The sequence below is a fragment of the Novosphingobium sp. genome (assembly GCF_019748365.1).
In the GTDB taxonomy this organism is placed as follows: Bacteria; Pseudomonadota; Alphaproteobacteria; order Sphingomonadales; family Sphingomonadaceae; genus Novosphingobium.
In genome coordinates this window covers 96,451-113,137 of the sequence record NZ_JAIEPN010000004.1, presented here as the reverse complement: position 1 = coordinate 113,137, position 16,687 = coordinate 96,451, and the positions used below count along the sequence as shown (strand labels likewise).

The 16,687-nt window shown below is 63.5% G+C and carries 17 protein-coding genes; 8 read left to right on the top strand and 9 right to left on the bottom strand.

All coding sequences use genetic code 11. The features are described from left to right. Positions 1-20: 20 nt before the first annotated feature. Positions 21-506 carry a hypothetical protein gene (locus K5Q19_RS01340; protein ID WP_292940111.1) on the bottom strand — a complete coding sequence of 162 codons (486 nt, stop codon included), beginning with the start codon at positions 504-506 and terminating at the stop codon, positions 21-23. Between the two features lie 147 nt (positions 507-653). Between K5Q19_RS01340 and K5Q19_RS01335 the strand changes: the two genes are divergently transcribed. From K5Q19_RS01335 to K5Q19_RS01325, 3 genes are read left to right on the top strand one after another with little or no spacing between them, the layout of a single operon-like run. Continuing rightward, positions 654-1,415: a molybdopterin-binding protein gene (locus tag K5Q19_RS01335; RefSeq protein WP_292940108.1), complete on the top strand. Its 762-nt coding sequence runs from the start codon at positions 654-656 to the stop codon at positions 1,413-1,415. Beyond that, on the top strand, positions 1,412-2,008 hold the full coding sequence (locus tag K5Q19_RS01330) for a hypothetical protein (protein WP_292940105.1): 597 nt from the start codon (positions 1,412-1,414) through the stop codon (positions 2,006-2,008). The genes K5Q19_RS01335 and K5Q19_RS01330 overlap by 4 nt, the downstream gene beginning before the upstream one ends. After that, positions 2,008-2,961 (top strand): NAD(P)-dependent oxidoreductase, encoded by a 954-nt coding sequence (locus tag K5Q19_RS01325; protein ID WP_292940102.1) that lies wholly within the window; start codon positions 2,008-2,010, stop codon positions 2,959-2,961. The genes K5Q19_RS01330 and K5Q19_RS01325 overlap by 1 nt, the downstream gene beginning before the upstream one ends. A gap of 60 nt (positions 2,962-3,021) precedes the next feature. Here K5Q19_RS01325 and rplA read toward each other — a convergent pair whose 3' ends face one another. After that, entirely contained in the window at positions 3,022-3,720 is a 699-nt protein-coding gene (gene rplA / locus K5Q19_RS01320) for a 50S ribosomal protein L1 (RefSeq protein WP_292940099.1), read from the bottom strand. 4 nt (positions 3,721-3,724) lie between these two features. Continuing rightward, positions 3,725-4,153 (bottom strand): 50S ribosomal protein L11, encoded by a 429-nt coding sequence (gene rplK / locus K5Q19_RS01315; protein ID WP_054122559.1) that lies wholly within the window; start codon positions 4,151-4,153, stop codon positions 3,725-3,727. A 266-nt stretch (positions 4,154-4,419) separates the two neighbouring features. On the opposite strand from rplK, the gene K5Q19_RS01310 reads away from it, so the two are divergent. The 3 genes from K5Q19_RS01310 to K5Q19_RS01300 all read left to right on the top strand — a co-directional run bounded on the left by K5Q19_RS01310 (position 4,420) and on the right by K5Q19_RS01300 (position 9,232). Then, positions 4,420-7,215: a DUF3857 domain-containing protein gene (locus K5Q19_RS01310; protein WP_292940096.1), complete on the top strand. Its 2,796-nt coding sequence runs from the start codon at positions 4,420-4,422 to the stop codon at positions 7,213-7,215. A 641-nt stretch (positions 7,216-7,856) separates the two neighbouring features. Next, positions 7,857-8,630, top strand: coding sequence for a hypothetical protein (locus K5Q19_RS01305; protein WP_292940094.1), 774 nt, complete (start codon positions 7,857-7,859; stop codon positions 8,628-8,630). 368 nt (positions 8,631-8,998) lie between these two features. Further along, the gene (locus K5Q19_RS01300) at positions 8,999-9,232 is read left to right on the top strand and encodes an antitoxin (protein WP_292940091.1); all 234 of its coding nucleotides are present in this window, start codon (positions 8,999-9,001) and stop codon (positions 9,230-9,232) included. Positions 9,233-9,256: 24 nt separating this feature from the next. Here the strand turns inward: K5Q19_RS01300 and nusG are convergent, their stop codons facing one another. The 3 genes from nusG to K5Q19_RS01285 form a co-directional block, all read right to left on the bottom strand. Then, complete coding sequence (nusG, locus tag K5Q19_RS01295) at positions 9,257-9,793, bottom strand: transcription termination/antitermination protein NusG (RefSeq protein WP_067906232.1); 537 nt, start codon at positions 9,791-9,793, stop codon at positions 9,257-9,259. 42 nt (positions 9,794-9,835) lie between these two features. Next, on the bottom strand, positions 9,836-10,030 hold the full coding sequence (secE, locus tag K5Q19_RS01290; RefSeq protein ID WP_292940088.1) for a preprotein translocase subunit SecE: 195 nt from the start codon (positions 10,028-10,030) through the stop codon (positions 9,836-9,838). A 203-nt stretch (positions 10,031-10,233) separates the two neighbouring features. Next, positions 10,234-11,280, bottom strand: coding sequence for an NAD(P)-dependent alcohol dehydrogenase (locus tag K5Q19_RS01285; RefSeq protein ID WP_292940085.1), 1,047 nt, complete (start codon positions 11,278-11,280; stop codon positions 10,234-10,236). Between the two features lie 840 nt (positions 11,281-12,120). Here K5Q19_RS01285 and K5Q19_RS01280 point away from each other — a divergent pair. Next, positions 12,121-12,309 (top strand): hypothetical protein, encoded by a 189-nt coding sequence (locus tag K5Q19_RS01280; RefSeq protein ID WP_292940082.1) that lies wholly within the window; start codon positions 12,121-12,123, stop codon positions 12,307-12,309. Positions 12,310-12,314: 5 nt separating this feature from the next. Continuing rightward, positions 12,315-12,689 carry a thermonuclease family protein gene (locus K5Q19_RS01275; RefSeq protein WP_292940079.1) on the top strand — a complete coding sequence of 125 codons (375 nt, stop codon included), beginning with the start codon at positions 12,315-12,317 and terminating at the stop codon, positions 12,687-12,689. On the opposite strand, the gene K5Q19_RS01270 is transcribed toward K5Q19_RS01275, so the two are convergent. The 3 genes from K5Q19_RS01270 to K5Q19_RS01260 form a co-directional block, all read right to left on the bottom strand. Beyond that, positions 12,686-13,504, bottom strand: a complete 819-nt coding sequence (locus K5Q19_RS01270; RefSeq protein ID WP_292940076.1) for a DNA adenine methylase — start codon at positions 13,502-13,504, stop codon at positions 12,686-12,688. The genes K5Q19_RS01275 and K5Q19_RS01270 overlap by 4 nt on opposite strands. 160 nt (positions 13,505-13,664) lie before the next feature. Then, on the bottom strand, positions 13,665-14,696 hold the full coding sequence (locus K5Q19_RS01265; protein ID WP_292940073.1) for a phage portal protein: 1,032 nt from the start codon (positions 14,694-14,696) through the stop codon (positions 13,665-13,667). Next, positions 14,683-16,590 (bottom strand): terminase family protein, encoded by a 1,908-nt coding sequence (locus K5Q19_RS01260; protein ID WP_292940070.1) that lies wholly within the window; start codon positions 16,588-16,590, stop codon positions 14,683-14,685. The genes K5Q19_RS01265 and K5Q19_RS01260 overlap by 14 nt, the downstream gene beginning before the upstream one ends. Positions 16,591-16,687 lie beyond the last annotated feature (97 nt).

Sequence of the window (16,687 nt, the reverse complement as noted above, 5' to 3'; positions counted from 1 at the left end):
CTAGCAGGACTGGCCCATTTTTAATCCGGTGCTACCGGCCGATCCGTGGCCCCTTTTATTCCCGGTGTTCTCAGCTGCGTAAGTTGATGGGCCATACCTCTGGTAAAGACAGTATTGTTAGTTCGATTTTGATCCCATTTTCTCGTCAATTCTTGTGAGGCCATTGAAGCTGCCATCTGGCCATGCGTCTGATAGTAGGTCAACCGTGTCGCTGGAGCATTGCGCGGATTGACACGCCCTTCATGCATTGGCCTTGGTGCTGGCGAACCAGGGTTTTGCCTGATGATTTCCTGCCACAGTGACCTGATCTCGGGATCGTGAGCGCCCTGTTCGCGCACCTCAATATAAGTAATGAAGTTACGCTCTTTGACGGGAGCCTGTCCACCGACTGACTTACCTGTGACATCAAGCTGACCAGTCCAGACATGAGCGTAGGAAGCGCCTTGAAGCACAGCAGGTACGGGCATGATTGACGACTCCACGGGGTGGTCGGTATTTTCAATCAACACGCCTTTGGTTGCAATGTCCTCACATGAGCTTTTACGTCCATTTTGAGGGTCTCTTCCCGCCCAAGCCTCGACTGACAGACCATCAACTCCACCCTGCGCGAAAGCCCCATTGCGCCGCACCCGGTTTGCGCTATCGCTGCGCGCATGACCCAAACCTCCCGCATCTGGACCGCCGCACTCATCGTCGTGGGCGATGAGATTCTTTCCGGCCGCACGCATGACAAGAACATCGCGCAAGTCGCGACGTGGCTGGGGGTGCAGGGCATTCGCCTGCGCGAAGTGCGCGTGGTGCCGGATGATATGGCCGCGATCATCGAGGCGGTGAACGCGCTGCGGGCGCGCAATGACTATCTCTTCACCACGGGCGGCATCGGGCCGACGCATGATGACATCACGGTGGACGCGGTGGCCGAGGCGCTGGGCGTGCCGGTGGTGATTCATCCGGAGGCCGAGGCGATGCTGACGCGCTATTACGAGACGCGCGGCGGCATCAATCCGGCTCGGCTGCGCATGGCGCGGGTGCCGGAAGGCGCGGACCTCATCCCCAACCGGCTTTCGGGCGCGCCGGGGATCCAGGTCGGCAACGTGTTCCTGATGGCGGGCGTGCCGGGAATCACTGCCCAAATGCTCGATGGCCTTACCGGGACGCTGGAGGGCGGCGCTCCGCTGCTTTCGACGACGGTCGGTTGCTGGGTGGCGGAAAGCGAAGTGGCGGACCTGCTGCGCGAGACCGAAAAGGCGCACGATGGGTGCCAGATCGGCAGCTATCCCTTCTTCCGCGAGGGCAAGGTGGGCGCGAATTTCGTGATCCGTTCGACCGATCAGGCGGTGCTGGATGCTGTGTCCGGGGTTCTGGTGGAGGGACTGACCGCACTGGGCCGCGAGGCCGTGCCGGGGGGCATTTGAGCCTCCTGCCCCGCACACCATCCCATATCCCGTTCGTGTCGCGCGGGATGGTGCTGGTGCTGATCGGGCTGGGGCTGGCACTGACCGCCTGCTCCCCCACGCTCTCCCGTTTCGAACGCACGCTCGCCACCAATGACAGTGCCACGGCGGCATTGCAGCAATGGTGTGCCACGCGTGGAATCGCCGCGCCGGCAGTAGTCCAAGCGGAGAGTGATCGCAGCGAACGGGAAGCCGCCTCGCCCGCCATCCGCACGGCGCTCGGCGTCGGGCCCGAGGAGCCGCTGGCCTATCGCCATGTGCGCCTACGCTGCGGTGATGCCGTGCTGTCCGATGCAAAGAATTGGTACGTGCCGGCGCGATTGACCCCGGCCATGAACACCACACTGGAGACAACGCGCACGCCGTTCGGCACAGTGGTGCGGCCGCTGGGTTTCCATCGCGAACGGCTTGAGAGCCGACGGGGGAGAGCGGCGGAGTGCCCGGCAGGGACGGTGCTCTCGCACAAGGCCGTGCTGCGGCTCAGCGACGGACGCGGGATCAGCTTCGTGACGGAGTGCTATACGCGGGCCAATCTGGCCAAGGGGACTTCCTGATGCGCGTTCTTCTGACCGGCTCCTCCGGCTGGCTCGGCCGTTTTCTCGCCCCGGCTCTGCGCGCGGCAGGGCATACGGTGACGGGTCTTGATGCGGCGCCCGGCCCGGAAACGCATGTCGTGGGCACGATCGCCAGCCGCGCGGTGGTCGACCGGGCGATGGGTCTGGGGATCGACGCGGTGGTGCACGCAGCGGCGCTGCACAAGCCCGATATCGCGCGCTATCCGGCGCAGACCTTCATCGATGTGAACGTGACCGGCACGCTCAACCTGCTCGAGGCAGCAAAGGCGGCGGGGCACGACCGCTTTGTGATGACCTCCACCACATCGCTGATGATCAGCGAGGCGATCAGGCGCGAAAACGCACCCGAGGCGGTTTGGCTCGACGAGCAGACCGGGCCGCTCGCACCCCGCAATATCTATGGTGTGACCAAGCTGGCGGCGGAAGGTTTGTGCCGGCTTTACGCGGCAGAGCACGGGCTGGCTTGCGTGGTGCTGCGGACATCGCGGTTCTTTCCCGAGGATGACGATACGCACAAGCGGCCTTCCGGCGAGAACTTGAAGGCGATCGAATTGCTGCACCGGCGGCTGACGGTGGAGGACGCGGCCGCGGCGCATGTCAGGGCGCTCGAGAAAGCGCCGGAGCTGGGTTTCGGGCTCTATCTGGTGAGCGCGCCGACACCATTTGTGCGGGAGGATGCAGCGGCGTTGAAGGCTGATGCTGCGGCGATCATCCGGGAGCGGTTTCCTCACGCCGACGCGCTGTTTGCAGCGCGCGGCTGGGAAATGCCGAGAAGCCTGGGGCGGGTCTATGATCCGGCGCTAGCCGAACGCGAGCTGGGCTGGCGCGCGCAGACGGACTTTGCGGCCGTGCTGGAAGCGCTTCGGACCGGCGCATCGCTGCCGTTCGCGCACGACCCGGCGTATACCTCGCCGCTGGTCCAAGGCCGCTGAAACGCAAAAGGCCGGGAAGGTTTCCCCTCCCGGCCTTTCGTATGTCAGCAAAGCTGTAAATCAGCCGCCGTGGACTTCCGCCACATCGACCTTGAGGCCGGGGCCCATCGACGAGGACAGACCGACCTTGCGCAGGTACTTGCCCTTGGCGCCGGCGGGCTTCGCCTTGACGATCGCATCGACGAAGGCATCGAAGTTGGCGCGCAGCGCCTCGTTCGAGAAGCTCATCTTGCCGATGCCGCCGTGGATGATGCCCGCCTTTTCGACGCGGAACTCGATCTGGCCGGCCTTGGCAGCCTTGACCGCGTCAGCAACGTTCGGGGTGACGGTGCCGAGCTTCGGGTTCGGCATCAGGCCCTTGGGGCCCAGCACCTTGCCGAGGCGGCCGACGATGCCCATCATGTCGGGCGTCGCGATCACGCGGCCATAGTCGAGGTTGCCGTTCTGCATGTCCTCGAGCAGGTCTTCCGCACCGACGCGGTCAGCGCCGGCGGCGAGCGCGGCTTCAGCCTTGTCACCGCGCGCGAACACGGCGACCTTGACGTCCTTGCCGGTGCCCGAAGGCAGCGTGACCATGCCGCGGACCATCTGGTCGGCGTGGCGCGGATCGACGCCGAGGTTCAGCGCGACTTCGATGGTCTCGTCGAACTTGGTGCGCTTGAGGTCCTTGAGGAGCTGGATCGCCTCATCAACCTTGTAGAGCTTCTGGTTGTCGCCCAGCTTTTCCGCGAGGGCCTTCTTGTTCTTGGTCGTCTTCATCGGATCAGCCCTCCACCTGCAGGCCCATGGCGCGCGCCGAGCCTTCGATGATCTTGATCGCGGCGTCTTCGTCGTTGGCGTTCAGATCCTTCATCTTCATCGCGGCGACTTCGGCGAGCTGCGCGCGGGTGATCTTGCCCGCCGAGACCTTGCCGGGCTCCTTCGAGCCCGACTTGAGGCCCAGCACCTTCTTGATGAGGAAGGTGGCCGGCGGCGTCTTCGTCACGAAGGTGAACGACTTGTCCGAATAGACCGTGATGATCGTGGGCAGCGGAGTGCCCTTTTCGATCTCCTGGGTGGCGGCGTTGAATTCCTTGCAGAAACCCATGATGTTGACACCGCGCTGACCGAGCGCGGGCCCGATCGGCGGCGAGGGCTTCGCTTCACCGGCTGCAACCTGCAGCTTGATGTAACCATCAATCTTCTTGGCCACGAGGGGCCTCCTTTCGTCCTGTTGGAGGCGCCAAAGGAATTGGCGACCCCGCAGAGTGAGCGGTCAGACGGATGCCGAGGCACCCTCCCGCATGGAATCAGGCGAGGCGCAGGCCCCACCGGAAGTGGGGGCGCATAGCGGGGGAACACCGGTTTGGCAATGGTGCGAAGGCGCGCAGTGCAGCGGCCAATTCGGTGCGACCAGTCGTTGCGCTTTCGCGGTGTTCGGTTATCCCTTGGGTGTTGATCGATCTTTCGGGGCCTCCCTTGCACAAAAAACTTTTCGGCGCAGTCGTTCTTTCCGCGCTCGCCAGCACGGCGGTCCACGCCGGAGACAAGGTGCTCGTTGGCCCGGTGCCGACATGGGTCACCCCGGCCCCGCCCGTGGTCAAGGCCGACAGCGCGGTGCGCTTCGACGAGCAGGTGCAGGTCGATGGCGACACGACAACGGTCTACATCGACACCATGCGCCAAGCCTCAAGCCCCGAGGCGCTGCAGCAAATGGGCACGCTCACGCTCGGCTGGCAGCCCGACCACGGCGACCTCACGCTGCACAAACTGGAGATCATCCGCGGTGATCAGGTGATCGATGCGCTCGGCAAAGGCGAGGGCATCACGGTGATCCGGCGCGAAGCGGGGCTCGAACGGTTGATGGTCGATGGCCAGCTCACGGCGGTGAAGCACATCGAAGGCCTGCGCGTGGGCGATGTGCTGCGCATGGTGTTCAGCATTTCCGAGCGCGACACCGCACTGGCGGGGCATGTGCAGGATGGCCTCGTGCTGCTGCCCGCACCGCTCAAGGTCGGCTTCGGCCGCGCGCGGCTGGTGTGGAAGACGGCCAGCCCGCTGACGGTGAAATCGCTCGCCCCGGGGGTTACGCCGGTGGCGAAACCCATCGACGGCACATGGACCGAGATCGTGGTGCCGCTCCCCGTCGCCAAACTGCCTGATGCGGCCAAGAACGCGCCGAGCCGGTTCACGCCTCTGCCCCTGCTGCAGTTCACCAGCTTCCCCGACTGGGCGGCCGTCGCCAAGGTCATGGCGCCGCTCTATGCGGTGAAGGACACGATCCCGGCGGGCTCGGACCTTGCCGCGCGGGTCGATGCGATTGCCGCGCGCACGCCCGATCCGGTCACCCGCATGGCCGATGCGCTGCGGCTGGTGCAGGACGAGGTGCGCTACGAGCTGATCGCGATGGGCAATGGCAACTATGTGCCGCAAGCCCCCACCGATACCTGGGCCAAGCGCTATGGCGATTGCAAGGCGAAGACGCTGCTGCTGCTCGCCGTGCTCGATCGGCTGGGGATCAAGGCAGAGCCGGTGATGGCAAACAGCAAGCGCGGCGATGCAGTGCCCGATCTGGTGCCCGCCGCGCTCGCGTTCGACCATGTCTTCGTGCACGCCAAAGTGGGCGAGGAGGACTTCTGGCTCGACGGCACGATGCTGGGCTCGCGCCTTGCCGATATCCGCGACGTGCCGCGCTACGGCTGGGTCTTGCCGATGGGCGGGACGATCGAGGGCAGCAAGCCCGCGCTGTTTGCCCTGCCGCTGCGCGCGCATGCCCGGCCCGATATCGACGCGAACCTGTCCTACGACATGACCGCCGGGCCGCACCTCGCGACGCCTTATCATCTGACGCTGCGCTACAACGGCTCTTATGCGGCGGCCTACAAAGTCGATCCGGGCCCGAGTTATGACGAGAAACTGACGAGCTTTGCCGAGAAGGCCGCCACCAGTTGGGTCGGCAACACCTTCGTCGGCAAACCGCGCTCGACCTGGGATGCCGAGGCCGGCGTGTGGACGCTGGACTTCGACGGCATCGCCTATCCGGACTGGAAGTACCGCGACGGGCACTATGCGCTCGCCGTGCCGCCGGGCCTCAAGATCAGCTACGATGCCCCGCGCGACCGGGCGGCTTGGCGCGCGATCCCGGCGCTGATCAGCGAGCCGTGGCACGCGCGGCTGCGCACGTCTTGGATCCTGCCCGATGCGGGCAAGGGCGTGACGCTGAGCGGCGGCGATCCCGGCAGCCTCGACCTGCCCGCCGCGAACTGGCAGCGCCGCCTGACGCTGGCGGGGGGCACGCTTTCCGAAGAGATCGTCTCACGCGAAAGCGGGGCCGAGATCGCGCCCGACAAGGCGAGCAGCACCGCCAAGGCGATTTCCGATGCGATGGAGCGCACCGCGCGCCTCTCGCTCGATCCCTCCTACCCGAAGTGGTGGGACGATGTGGCGCGGCGCAAGGGCAGCCCGGCGCTGGCCAAGGTCCGCGCGATTTTCGACGCGCGCATTGCCGACAAGCCCGACGACGCGACCCGCCTGACCGACCGCGCCTGGTTCGAGCGGACCCTGTTCAACTGGGCCGCCGCCGAAGCCGACTATACCCGCGCCATCGCGCTCGATGCCTCGGCGGATCGCCATCTCAAGCGGTCTTCCTTGCGCTCCAAGCTGGGCAACCGCGCGGGTTCGCTGGCCGATACGCAAGCGGCCTATGACCTCGAACAGGGCAATGCCGATGCGCGCAGCAGCCTTGCCCATGATCTGATCGAGGCGGGCAAGATCGACGAAGGGCTGGAGCTGCTGCCGACCGACCTCGACATCACCACCGACGACGGGCTTTCGAACTTCCTCGAGAAAGTCGACCGGCTGGAACAGGCCGACCGGCATGACGAGGCGCTGGCGATGCTCGACGAGGCGCTCGAGAAGCGCGGCTCATCCGCCAAGCTGCGCAATGCGCGCTGCTGGTATCTGGGCCTTCGCAACACCGCGCTCGATACCGCGCTCAGCGATTGCAACAAGGCGATCGAGCTCGATTCCGATCCGGCCATGTACATGGACAGCCGCGCGCTGGTGCACTTCCGCGCCGGCCGCCTGAAGGAAGCTATGGCGGACTACGAAGCCGCGCTGGCAGCGGAGCCGGAGCAAACGGCATCGCTGTTCATGGCTTCAATCGTGGCAGACCGTATGGGCGACAAGGCCAAGGCAGCGGCGCTGAGCAAGGCGGCGAAGACGGTGTTCCCGGATGTGGGGCATTTCTACGCGCATTATGGGATCAAGCCGTGAAGGGGGCGGCCCATTGCGGGACAGATCCAGGGTGACACAAGTTACACCAGTGTCACCTACAAATTTTTCCTGTATTTCCTTGATATGATTGCGCTTTTGCCCAAGGCGACAACCGGACACGCTTTGCGCGCGCATTTTCCGGGCTGGCTGACGATCAGAAAGAGCCGCGCCGGAGCGCGAGGCACCTTATCGCAGATTCGGGCGAAGTAGGAAAATGGCGCCTGCGCTGCGGCTTCGGCGAGGGCAGAGGGGCGGTGATGGCCTCCGGCGGGCAAGGGTTACCAACCTTGCATCCCCATACTTTTCCCGCGAATTTTCAAACTCTTCGTCAGTCCTTCACCCTTCGTCATTGCGAGCGGAGCGAAGCAATCCAGAGCAACAAGGCGACAATCCTCCCCATTCTTGCGGCACGCACAAATGGGGAGGAGGGCAAGGGCGCAGCGCTGCACTAAAGGACTTGAGGAAGCAGGCTTGCTCAGCCTGACTTGCCGAGGTTAGCTAAGAGGTGCGGGTGGTGGATGGGTTTGGGGATTTAGTAAAGTGTCACCGTAATCCAAATATTTAGCAAAGCACTATTTGCGCCGATTGACGGCAAAAATATGAAGCGCTATAAAGATTCGGTAAGATAGGAGGGTGACCAAATGAAGCGCATATTTGCTTCTTTGTTGATTGGGGCGCTTTTTATTTCTTCCTCTGCTGCAAATGCTGGATGGAGAATTAAAATAAAGGGTCCCAAGATCACCCTTCCGAGCAAGCCTAAAGATTATATTCCAGAAATACGAATCGGACAAAATACAGTAGACAGCCTAAACCCTATCCCAGCGACTATCAAAACCGTCGCTGGCGCAGTTACACTTGATAAAGATAAGTTTTATGAGGGGGTGGGAAGTCTCGTCACAAAGGCATCTTGTCCTGTATGCACTGTCACTGCCGGGGAAATACTTGCGAAGAAGGACGAGGCTGTACTTTCGCGCATTGTTGGTCGGGGGTGGGTGTTTTTCGCATTAGACGGTAATCCGGTCATAATGTTCGCGGACTTGTCCCTGAGTCAGCCAAAGACACAGCAAATTGGAACTAATGAGGTTATTCCAGATCCTGTTCCAGCAGGACGCCAGCAGAGAACGTGGCTGGCAACTGCGCATTGCCTTGTGAGATCGGAAAAAAATTCAGTTGTTGCGACTTTCATTATTGCCCCTGAGTTCAAAGATGAACAAACCGGAGAGAAGTTTGTTTTCCCCGAAGGAGATGTTTCCATCGGAGATCACATTAAGTTTAAGGCCATAGGCGAAGATTGCCAAGAGCCTCCAAAGGGACAATCAAATCTTTCTGAGCAAGAAATCGTATTTAAGTCTCTTGATATAAGATTTGGAACATCCACTGAGCAGAAGATATTCCTTCTCGGTGAAGCGATATAAGTAATGCCAAATGATTTCTAATCATACACGTCCCTTAAATTCGCATCCATTGGCGAAATCGCCTGGAGTTATGGTGACAGCTTACTTAGGGTTTGCGGATAACAGCGACAGCTTATGTGAACCCTAATTCGGGCTCCTGCGGTGGCACGGATTATCCGGATTTGGTAAAGTGGCATCGCAATACAGACCGGCTTCATCGATCACTCAGCGATGTATTGCCCAGAATACCTGAACTTCACTCATTATGCGGGCTTCATGTTCCTGACGAGCTAAGGCTCGGCCATGTCGCGGAACGGAACTTCCGGTTTGGGGATGACTCGTGAAGCGCCTGGCGCACGCTGAGATGATGGCTGGCCAAGGAGCAGTCCATGACGCTTTACTCGGTTCCTGAAGCCGCAGCCAACCTGTCTCGTCTAATCGACGAGGCCCTCGCACATGAAGTGGTGGTGATTGCTCGGGACGACATCCCGGCGGTTCGGCTGGTGCCGATCACCCCGCGCGGGCAACGCCAGTTTGGCGCGCTCAAAGGGCGGATCGCGTTGGCCGGTTCGTTCGACGAGCCGCTGAACGATGAGGAAATCGGCGGCTGGTCGCCAAGTTGAAGCGGGGGCAGCTGCCCCCACCCCTCACTTCACCAGTTCGACTTCCTCGAAGCTCAGTTCCACCGGCGTGGCGCGGCCGAAGATCGAGACGGCGACCTTGACGCGCTGCTTCTCGAAATCGAGTTCTTCCACCGTGCCGTTGAACGAGGCGAACGGGCCGGCGTTGACCTTGACCGAATCGCCGATCTCGTAATCCACCAGCACCTGCTTGCGCGGTTCGGCGGCGGCAGCTTCGCGCGCGCCGAAGTAGCGGGCGGCTTCCTTGTCGGAAATCGGCTGCGGCTTGTTGTTGTTGCCGAGGAACCCGGTGACCTTGGGGGTGTTCTTCACAAGGTGGTAGATATCGTCGTTCATCGCCAGCTTGGCGAGGACGTAGCCCGGCATGAACTTGCGCTCGACCTGGACCTTCTTGCCGCGCTTCACTTCGGTCACGGTTTCGGTCGGCACTTCGACCGCTTCGACCAGCTGCGAGAGGCCGATGCGTTCGGCTTCGGAAAGGATCGCTTCCTTCACCTTGTTCTCGAAGCCGGAATAAGCGTGGATGATGTACCAGCGGGCCATGGGGCAGTCCTTGAATTGGGTCGTGTGATCAGGCGCCGAAGATCAGGCCAGCGACAGCAGCGAGCGCACGATCAGGCTGAAAATCGAATCGATGCCGAGGAAGAACACCGCGAGGATGAGCATCATGATGCCGACGAAGATGGCGGTCGTGGTCGTCTCGGCGCGGGTCGGCCAGATCACCTTGCGCGCTTCGGCGCGGACCTGATTGATGAATTCACCGGGGCTCAACTTTGCCATCACGTCGTCCTGCTCTCGCTTGCGCCGGGAGGGGCGCCTTCACGGCTTCCGCCTAGGCCTCATCGCCGCCCCGGACAGGTCCGGGAGGGGCAGGTGAAGTTTCCGATGTCGGAAGAGCCACGCATTTAGGCGCAAGGCCGGAATTTGGCAAGAGCATGGGCGGAGCCTTGTTCGTGTCCGGCCCGGGCAACCGCAGGACGCGGCTAGATCGTCGCCGTATCGATCACGAAGCGATAGCGCACGTCGCTCTTCAGCATGCGCGCATAGGCGGCCTCGATTTCCTCCATGCGAATCAGTTCGATATCGGAGACGACGCCGTGCTCCGCGCAGAAATCGAGCATTTCCTGCGTCTCCGCGATGCCGCCGATCAACGAGCCGGCCAGGCTGCGGCGGCGCGTGAGGAAATGGAACAGCGTGGGCATCGGGTGCGGCTTTTCGGGGCCGCCGACCATGACCATCGTCCCGTCGCGCTTCAGGGTGAGGAGGAAGGGATCGAGATCGTGGCTGTGCGAGACAGTGTTGATGATGAGATCGAGGCTCTCGCGCGCGGCCTTCATCGCGGCCTTGTCGGTCGAGACGACGACATGATGCGCGCCGAGATCGTGGATGGCCTGCGCCTTGGCGGGATTGGTGGTGAAGCCGGTCACTTCGGCGCCGAGCGCGCGGGCGAGCTTGATGCCCATATGGCCGAGCCCGCCGATGCCGACGACGCCGACGCGCTTGCCCGGACCCGCCTGCCAGTGGCGCAGCGGCGACCAGGTGGTGATCCCGGCGCAGAGCAGCGGCGCGACGGCGGCGAGCTGTTCCTTCGGGTGGCGGATGGCGAGGACATAGGCCTGATCGACGACGATCCGCTCGGAATAGCCGCCCAGCGTATGGCCGGGCGCATCGGGGGTGGGGGAATTGTAGGTGCCGGTCATCCCGCTGGCGCAGAACTGCTCCAACCCCTCACCGCAGGCGGCGCAGGTGCGGCAGCTATCGACGATGCAGCCGACGCCGACTGTGTCACCAGCCGCGAATCGGGTGACGGCGCTGCCGACCGCGCTGACCGTGCCGACGATTTCGTGCCCCGGAACGCAAGGGTAGAGCGTGCCGCCCCATTCGCTGCGCACGGTGTGCAGGTCCGAATGGCAGACGCCGCAATAGGCGATCTCGATCACCACGTCGTTGGGGCCGGCTTCCCGGCGTTCGATGGCGAAAGGCCCGAGCGGCTTGTCGGCGGCCTCGGCGGCATAGGCTTTGACGGTCATGGCTGGGGCTTTCGGCAGGAGGGGTGGCTTGCCGCCGCACCATGCAGGCGGCGCAGGCCACGGCAAACTCACGAAAGTGGGAAACGGCGCAGCGTTCCTCAGCGGAACGTGGCAGGAGTGGAGGGTCTGCGCATCCCCTTTGGTCTCCGACACTTACGTTGGCTAACCGACCAAGCCTGACCTACGCAATCCCGCCACTTCCCGATCCGCTTGTCTAACCTTCCGATGGCCGATGAGAGATGCCGAGGCATTCTCTTGCTTATGCGCATGCGTACCTCCGCGCCAAAGGTGCAGGGGGGTATCGGGAAGCTCCTCACATTCATCACATTGGCTGATTTCTGCGGGTTTGGAGCCTCACAAACTGCCTCACCTATTCATCATCATGTGAGGTTTATCGATCATCACATGTGAGGAATGAAAAAGCGCGGAAATCCGCCATTCTTGAGAAAGGTGAGGAGCAATGTGAGGTGAGGTGATGTTCTAGTCATCACATAAGAAACGGCAGATTTCTGCGGGTTTGAGTGCCCATAATTTGGCATGTGAGGAATGTGAGGCGTTTCCCGACCTCCCCCTATTCCCCCAAGTCGTTGGCTGTGTTAAGAAGCGAGAGACAACACGCGTCAATTCGCGCTTGGCCAAACCTCCCACTTAATCAGCAAATCTACCGCATCGATCAGCCTGGGACTGCGTAGTTCCAGCACCTGAAGCGCGCGGGCGAGGTGTGGGGGCAAGCGCGGCGCGCGGGGGCGAGGCGGGGCCTCGCGCGGCCTATCGCGCCCAGCCAGCCATCCTGCCGCCGTTGGGGCTGACAGCGACCCCCGCAGCGCCCATATCGCCCCCATGGACGACACCTCGCTGCACGATCGCCTGAAGGGCCTCTACGACCAGCTCCGCGACTTCCCCGAAGCCGGGCGGTGCGAGCACGGCACCCACCTCAATCCCCGCGCTTTCGTCGCCTTCCTCGACATGCGCCAGCTCATCGAGCGCGAAGTCCTCCCCGCGCTCTACCAGCTCGAACGAAAGCGCTAGGCCCCGTGCTCCTCCTCGCCCTCTCGCTCGCCGCCGCGCCCGTCTGCATCGCCCGCGTGCATGATGGCGACACCGTCCGCCTCTGCAGCGGCGAGCGCATCCGGATCGAGGATATCGACGCGCCCGAGCTGTTCCGCTCCCAGCGTTGCAGCCCCGCCGCCGCGCGCCGCCTTGAAGGCAGCCGCAACCCGCCCTGGTGCGATTACACGAAGGGCGAGCGCGCCCGAGACGCACTCGCCCTCTTCCTCGCGCATGGCCCGGTGAAGCTGAAACGCACCGGCACCGATCGCTATGGCCGCACGCTCGCGCGGATCTGGGTCAATGGCGTCGATGCGGGCCGCTACCTCATCAGCCGCGGCCTCGCCCGCCGCTGGCGCTAGTTCGAGATGATCACCTCGCCTACCACCTTGCTGTTCGCCATTCCCGCCAGCGTGTAGCGCACCGCCTCTTCCTCGAAGCGGAACCCCGCGAAGATCTCGCGCACATCCGGGTGGTCATTGAGCGAGAGCAGGAAGCGCCCCTTCACGCCCCGCAGCAGCTCCGCCATGGCGGCGAACTCCTCGCGGGTGAACATCCCTTCGCCATAGTCGCGCTCGCACCCGTAGTAGGGCGGATCGAGGTAGAACAGCGTGCCCGGCCGATCATAGCGCGCGATGAACTCGGCCCACGGCAGCCGCTCGATGATCACGCCGGCAAGCCGCTCGTGCGCCGCCTCGATCATCGGCCCCACCTTGGTCACATCGAACCGCGCAGGCGCGCCATGCACCACGCCGAACGTCCGCCCCCGCACCCTCCCGCCGAAGGCCAGCTTCTGCAGGTAAAGGAACCGCGCCGATCGCTCCAGATCGGTGAGGCTTGCCGGATCCTGCCGCAGCAGCTTCTCGAACCCCGCGCGGCTCGTGATCTGCCAGCGCAGCATTTCCATGAACGGCACGTAATGCCGCTGCACCACCCGGAAGAACGTCGAAACGTCCTCCGACCAGTCGTTGATCACTTCCCCCGCCGGGCGCCGGTCGCGCCGGAAGAAAACCCCGCCCATGCCCACAAAGGGCTCGGCATAAGTCTCGTGCGGCAAGGCGTTGATGCGGGCCACCACCCGCTTGGCGAGGTTGCGCTTGCCGCCGATGTAGGGCGCCAGCGGCCGCACCGGCGCCACCGGCTGCAGGGCTTCGATTGCATCATTTTCGATCATCATGGGGACTGGACTCCGCTTCATTTGTTCCGCATCCGTTCCATCCCCGGCCGGGGAGCGGGACGGATCGATTCGAGCTCGATCGGTTCGTGGCGGAGTCCAGTCCGCCGGCTTGGGCTGCGCTAACAGCCTGGCCCCCGCTTTCACGGGGGAACTCGTGAAATCAGGGGTTCGACGCCGGCGCCGCCACCAGCCTCGCAAAATCCGGCTCCTGAAAGGCGATCGCGGGGAGCCCCAGCCAGTCGTTCACTTCCAGCATGCGGTCTTGAATGGGCACGATTTCGAGATGGTAGAACGTGCGCGCGGCATCCACCACGTTGCCAAAGCCGCCGGTGTTCTTGGGCACGATGCCGCAAAGCTGCGGCGGCGTGCGGTGCGCGGCCAGCATATCCTCCGCCGTCACGTTCTTGATATCGAGGAAGTTGTCCTTCGCACCCACCTCGCCGATCGGCAGGATCTTCACCCCCTCCGGCTTGCCCTTGGGGATGTGCAGGAAGAAGTTGCGGAAATTCCCCGGACCCTTCGATTCGCGCATGGCCTTGCGCAGCGCCTCGCTGTCCTTCTCGGAAAAGCTCTCCTCGCCCACATAGAGGATGTACCCGGCATGGCTGCCGTTGATGTAGAACTTGCGGCGAAACAGGGTGGCGCTCTCGTTGAGCAGGCCGCTCTGCAGCGCGCTCAGATATTCGGGCATGCCATAGATTTCCTGCATCGGATCGGGCTCGGCCATGTGGTGCACGGTGCCGGGTGCAAACTGTGTCGCGTCCGCCGAATTATAGGTGCGCGGGGCAAACCAGAAGGTGTCCGGCTTCACGCCCACGCGCGTCCATGCCGCCGGTGAAGGCCGCAGCATCGCGGGGCGTCCGGCCAGGTTGGGCACGCTTTCCAGATAGGCGTTGCCGAAGATGATCCAGTCCAGCGCCCAGCGCGAAAAATCGGCCTTGCTCAGCCAGCGGCTCGGCACGAACGAAGCCACCAGCATGTTCCGCTTCAGCAGGATCGGGCTCTGGTGGTGCGGCGCCATGCGATAGGCCCGGCCGAGGCCTGCCGGATTGATCGGCGGCTCATACCAGCGCCCGTTGTGCGCCACCTCGAACATGTCGAACAGCTCGCGCCGATCGAGCACGCTCACCGCATCGCCAAAGGCAAACGCGGAAACGCCCGAAGGGGCCGGAAGGGTCTCAGGATTCGCCATCGAAAATCTCCAGCGTGGAACCACCGCCCGGATCCGATGCATCGAGCGGTTCGAAATAGAGGGCGTGCATGATCGCCCAGGCAAGATCGGCATGGCCCACGCCCCCGGCGCGGCCTGCGGTATAAGTGATGCCCTGCTTGGTGATCTCGGGCCGGATCGCCATGAAGCTGGCCATCACATCCAGCCAACCGGCATCGAATTCGAGCCGCCCGGCCGTGATCACGTTCTTGGCCTTCAGCACCATCTGGCTCTTCACCAGCGGCGAATAGTGGATCGCCTCGGCCGTCGGGAACCACTTGGCCACGAGCTGGTGGACGGCCTTGCCCGCGCCGGTGGTGTCGATCGCGATCCGCGTCACGTTGTACTTGGCCGTCATGGCCTTGATCGCGTCCGCCTGCGCATCGAACTGCAGGCCCTTCAGCCGCTGCTTTTCCAGCACGCGGAACTTGCCGCCGGGCTTGGTGGGCGCCGCCAGCGCCACCAGCGCGGCGTCGTCCCCGGTCGCGCTCTCGCTCGCGTTCGGATCGTACCCCAGCCACACCTCGCCGGCATAGGGCCGCTGCGCATAGGGCTGGAAATCGCGCCACACCTCCCAGCTATCGACCATGCAGCGCCGCATGACTTCGAACGGGAACATCGACTGGCTGTCATCGAGGAAGATGCAGCGGAACAGGTTGTCGAATTCGTCGACCGAATACTCGCGCTGCAGCTCCTCGGCGTCGACCAGGTCGAAACCCTTGGCGATCGCATCGAACAGGTTGACGATCTGGCGCCAGATCCCGTCCGGCCCCATCGCGCCGTTCTTGAGGGCATCGTGCGAAAGGTCGATCCGCACCTTGTCCGCCTTGGCGCGGCGCCGGTTGAACCGGTCACCGCTCCACATCGCATAGGCTTCGTGCGCCAGAGTGCTGGGCGTCGAGAACAGGGTGCGCGTGTAGATCTTGTGCGTCGCCATCGCGGCGGCGACCTTGAACAGCTCCTCGAACCCGTAGATCCAGAAACATTCGTCAATGATCACGTCGCCGTGATAACCCTGCGCGGTGCGGTAATTGGTGCCGAGGAAGTAAAGCTCGACCGGCTCCAGCACCTTGCTGCCGATATCCTCGCCCTCGATCACCCCGCGCTGGATGACGATCGGGTCGCCCTTCAGGGTGACGCCGCAAACCTTCTGCACCCACTGCACGATGTAGGCGCGGAAGATGTTGGCCTGCGCCCGGCTCGCCGAAAGGAAGATCTGGTTCTTGCCGGTCTCCAGCGCCACCAGCAGGCGCTCGCGCGCGAAGTACCAGGTCGCGCCGATCTGGCGGCTCTTCACGATCATGCGCGTGCGCAGGCTGGTGGTATTCAGCCAGTCTTCCTGATGGCCGAAGAGGTTTGCCTCCATGTCCGCGCGCAGCAGCGCGGTCATGTCCGGCGTGATCAGGTTCTTTTCGGCGTCCTTCTTGGCGTTCGCCGCCTTGGCCCCGTTGCTGCGCTTCGGGTTTAGGTCCGCCTCGTTCCCGCCCTCGCCCTCATACTTGCGCTGCCGGGCAAACCGCTCGAACTGCCGCCCGAGGAGGTCGATCTCCTTGAAGTCGTGCCCGGTCTTCTTCTCCTTCGCGATGAGCTGGCTGTAGCGGACCCAGAGGCATTCCTCCGCGCGCTCCACCGGGCTCGCCTTGTCCCAGCCATGCCGCACCTTCCAGCTCGCCACCGTGGTGTAGGGGATGGCCAGCTCGTCCGCGATCTGGGTGATCGACCAGCCCCGCCAGTAGAGCGAGCGGGCCTGCAGCCGCTTCGCCACCACCGCCGGCAGCGAAACGACCGGCGCGGCAAGACCGCCCGCTGCCGCATCGGCCTCGGGCGCGTCGTCCTCCTCGGGCAGGGGATTATCGTTGTCGGGCGGCAGCTCCATGCGGCGGCACGCTATGCCCGCGCCGCCCGCGCGGCCCATGTCGCCCTGTTGTGACCCCTGCCCTCACAACGCGCCCGCGTTGCAAGGTTGCCGCGCC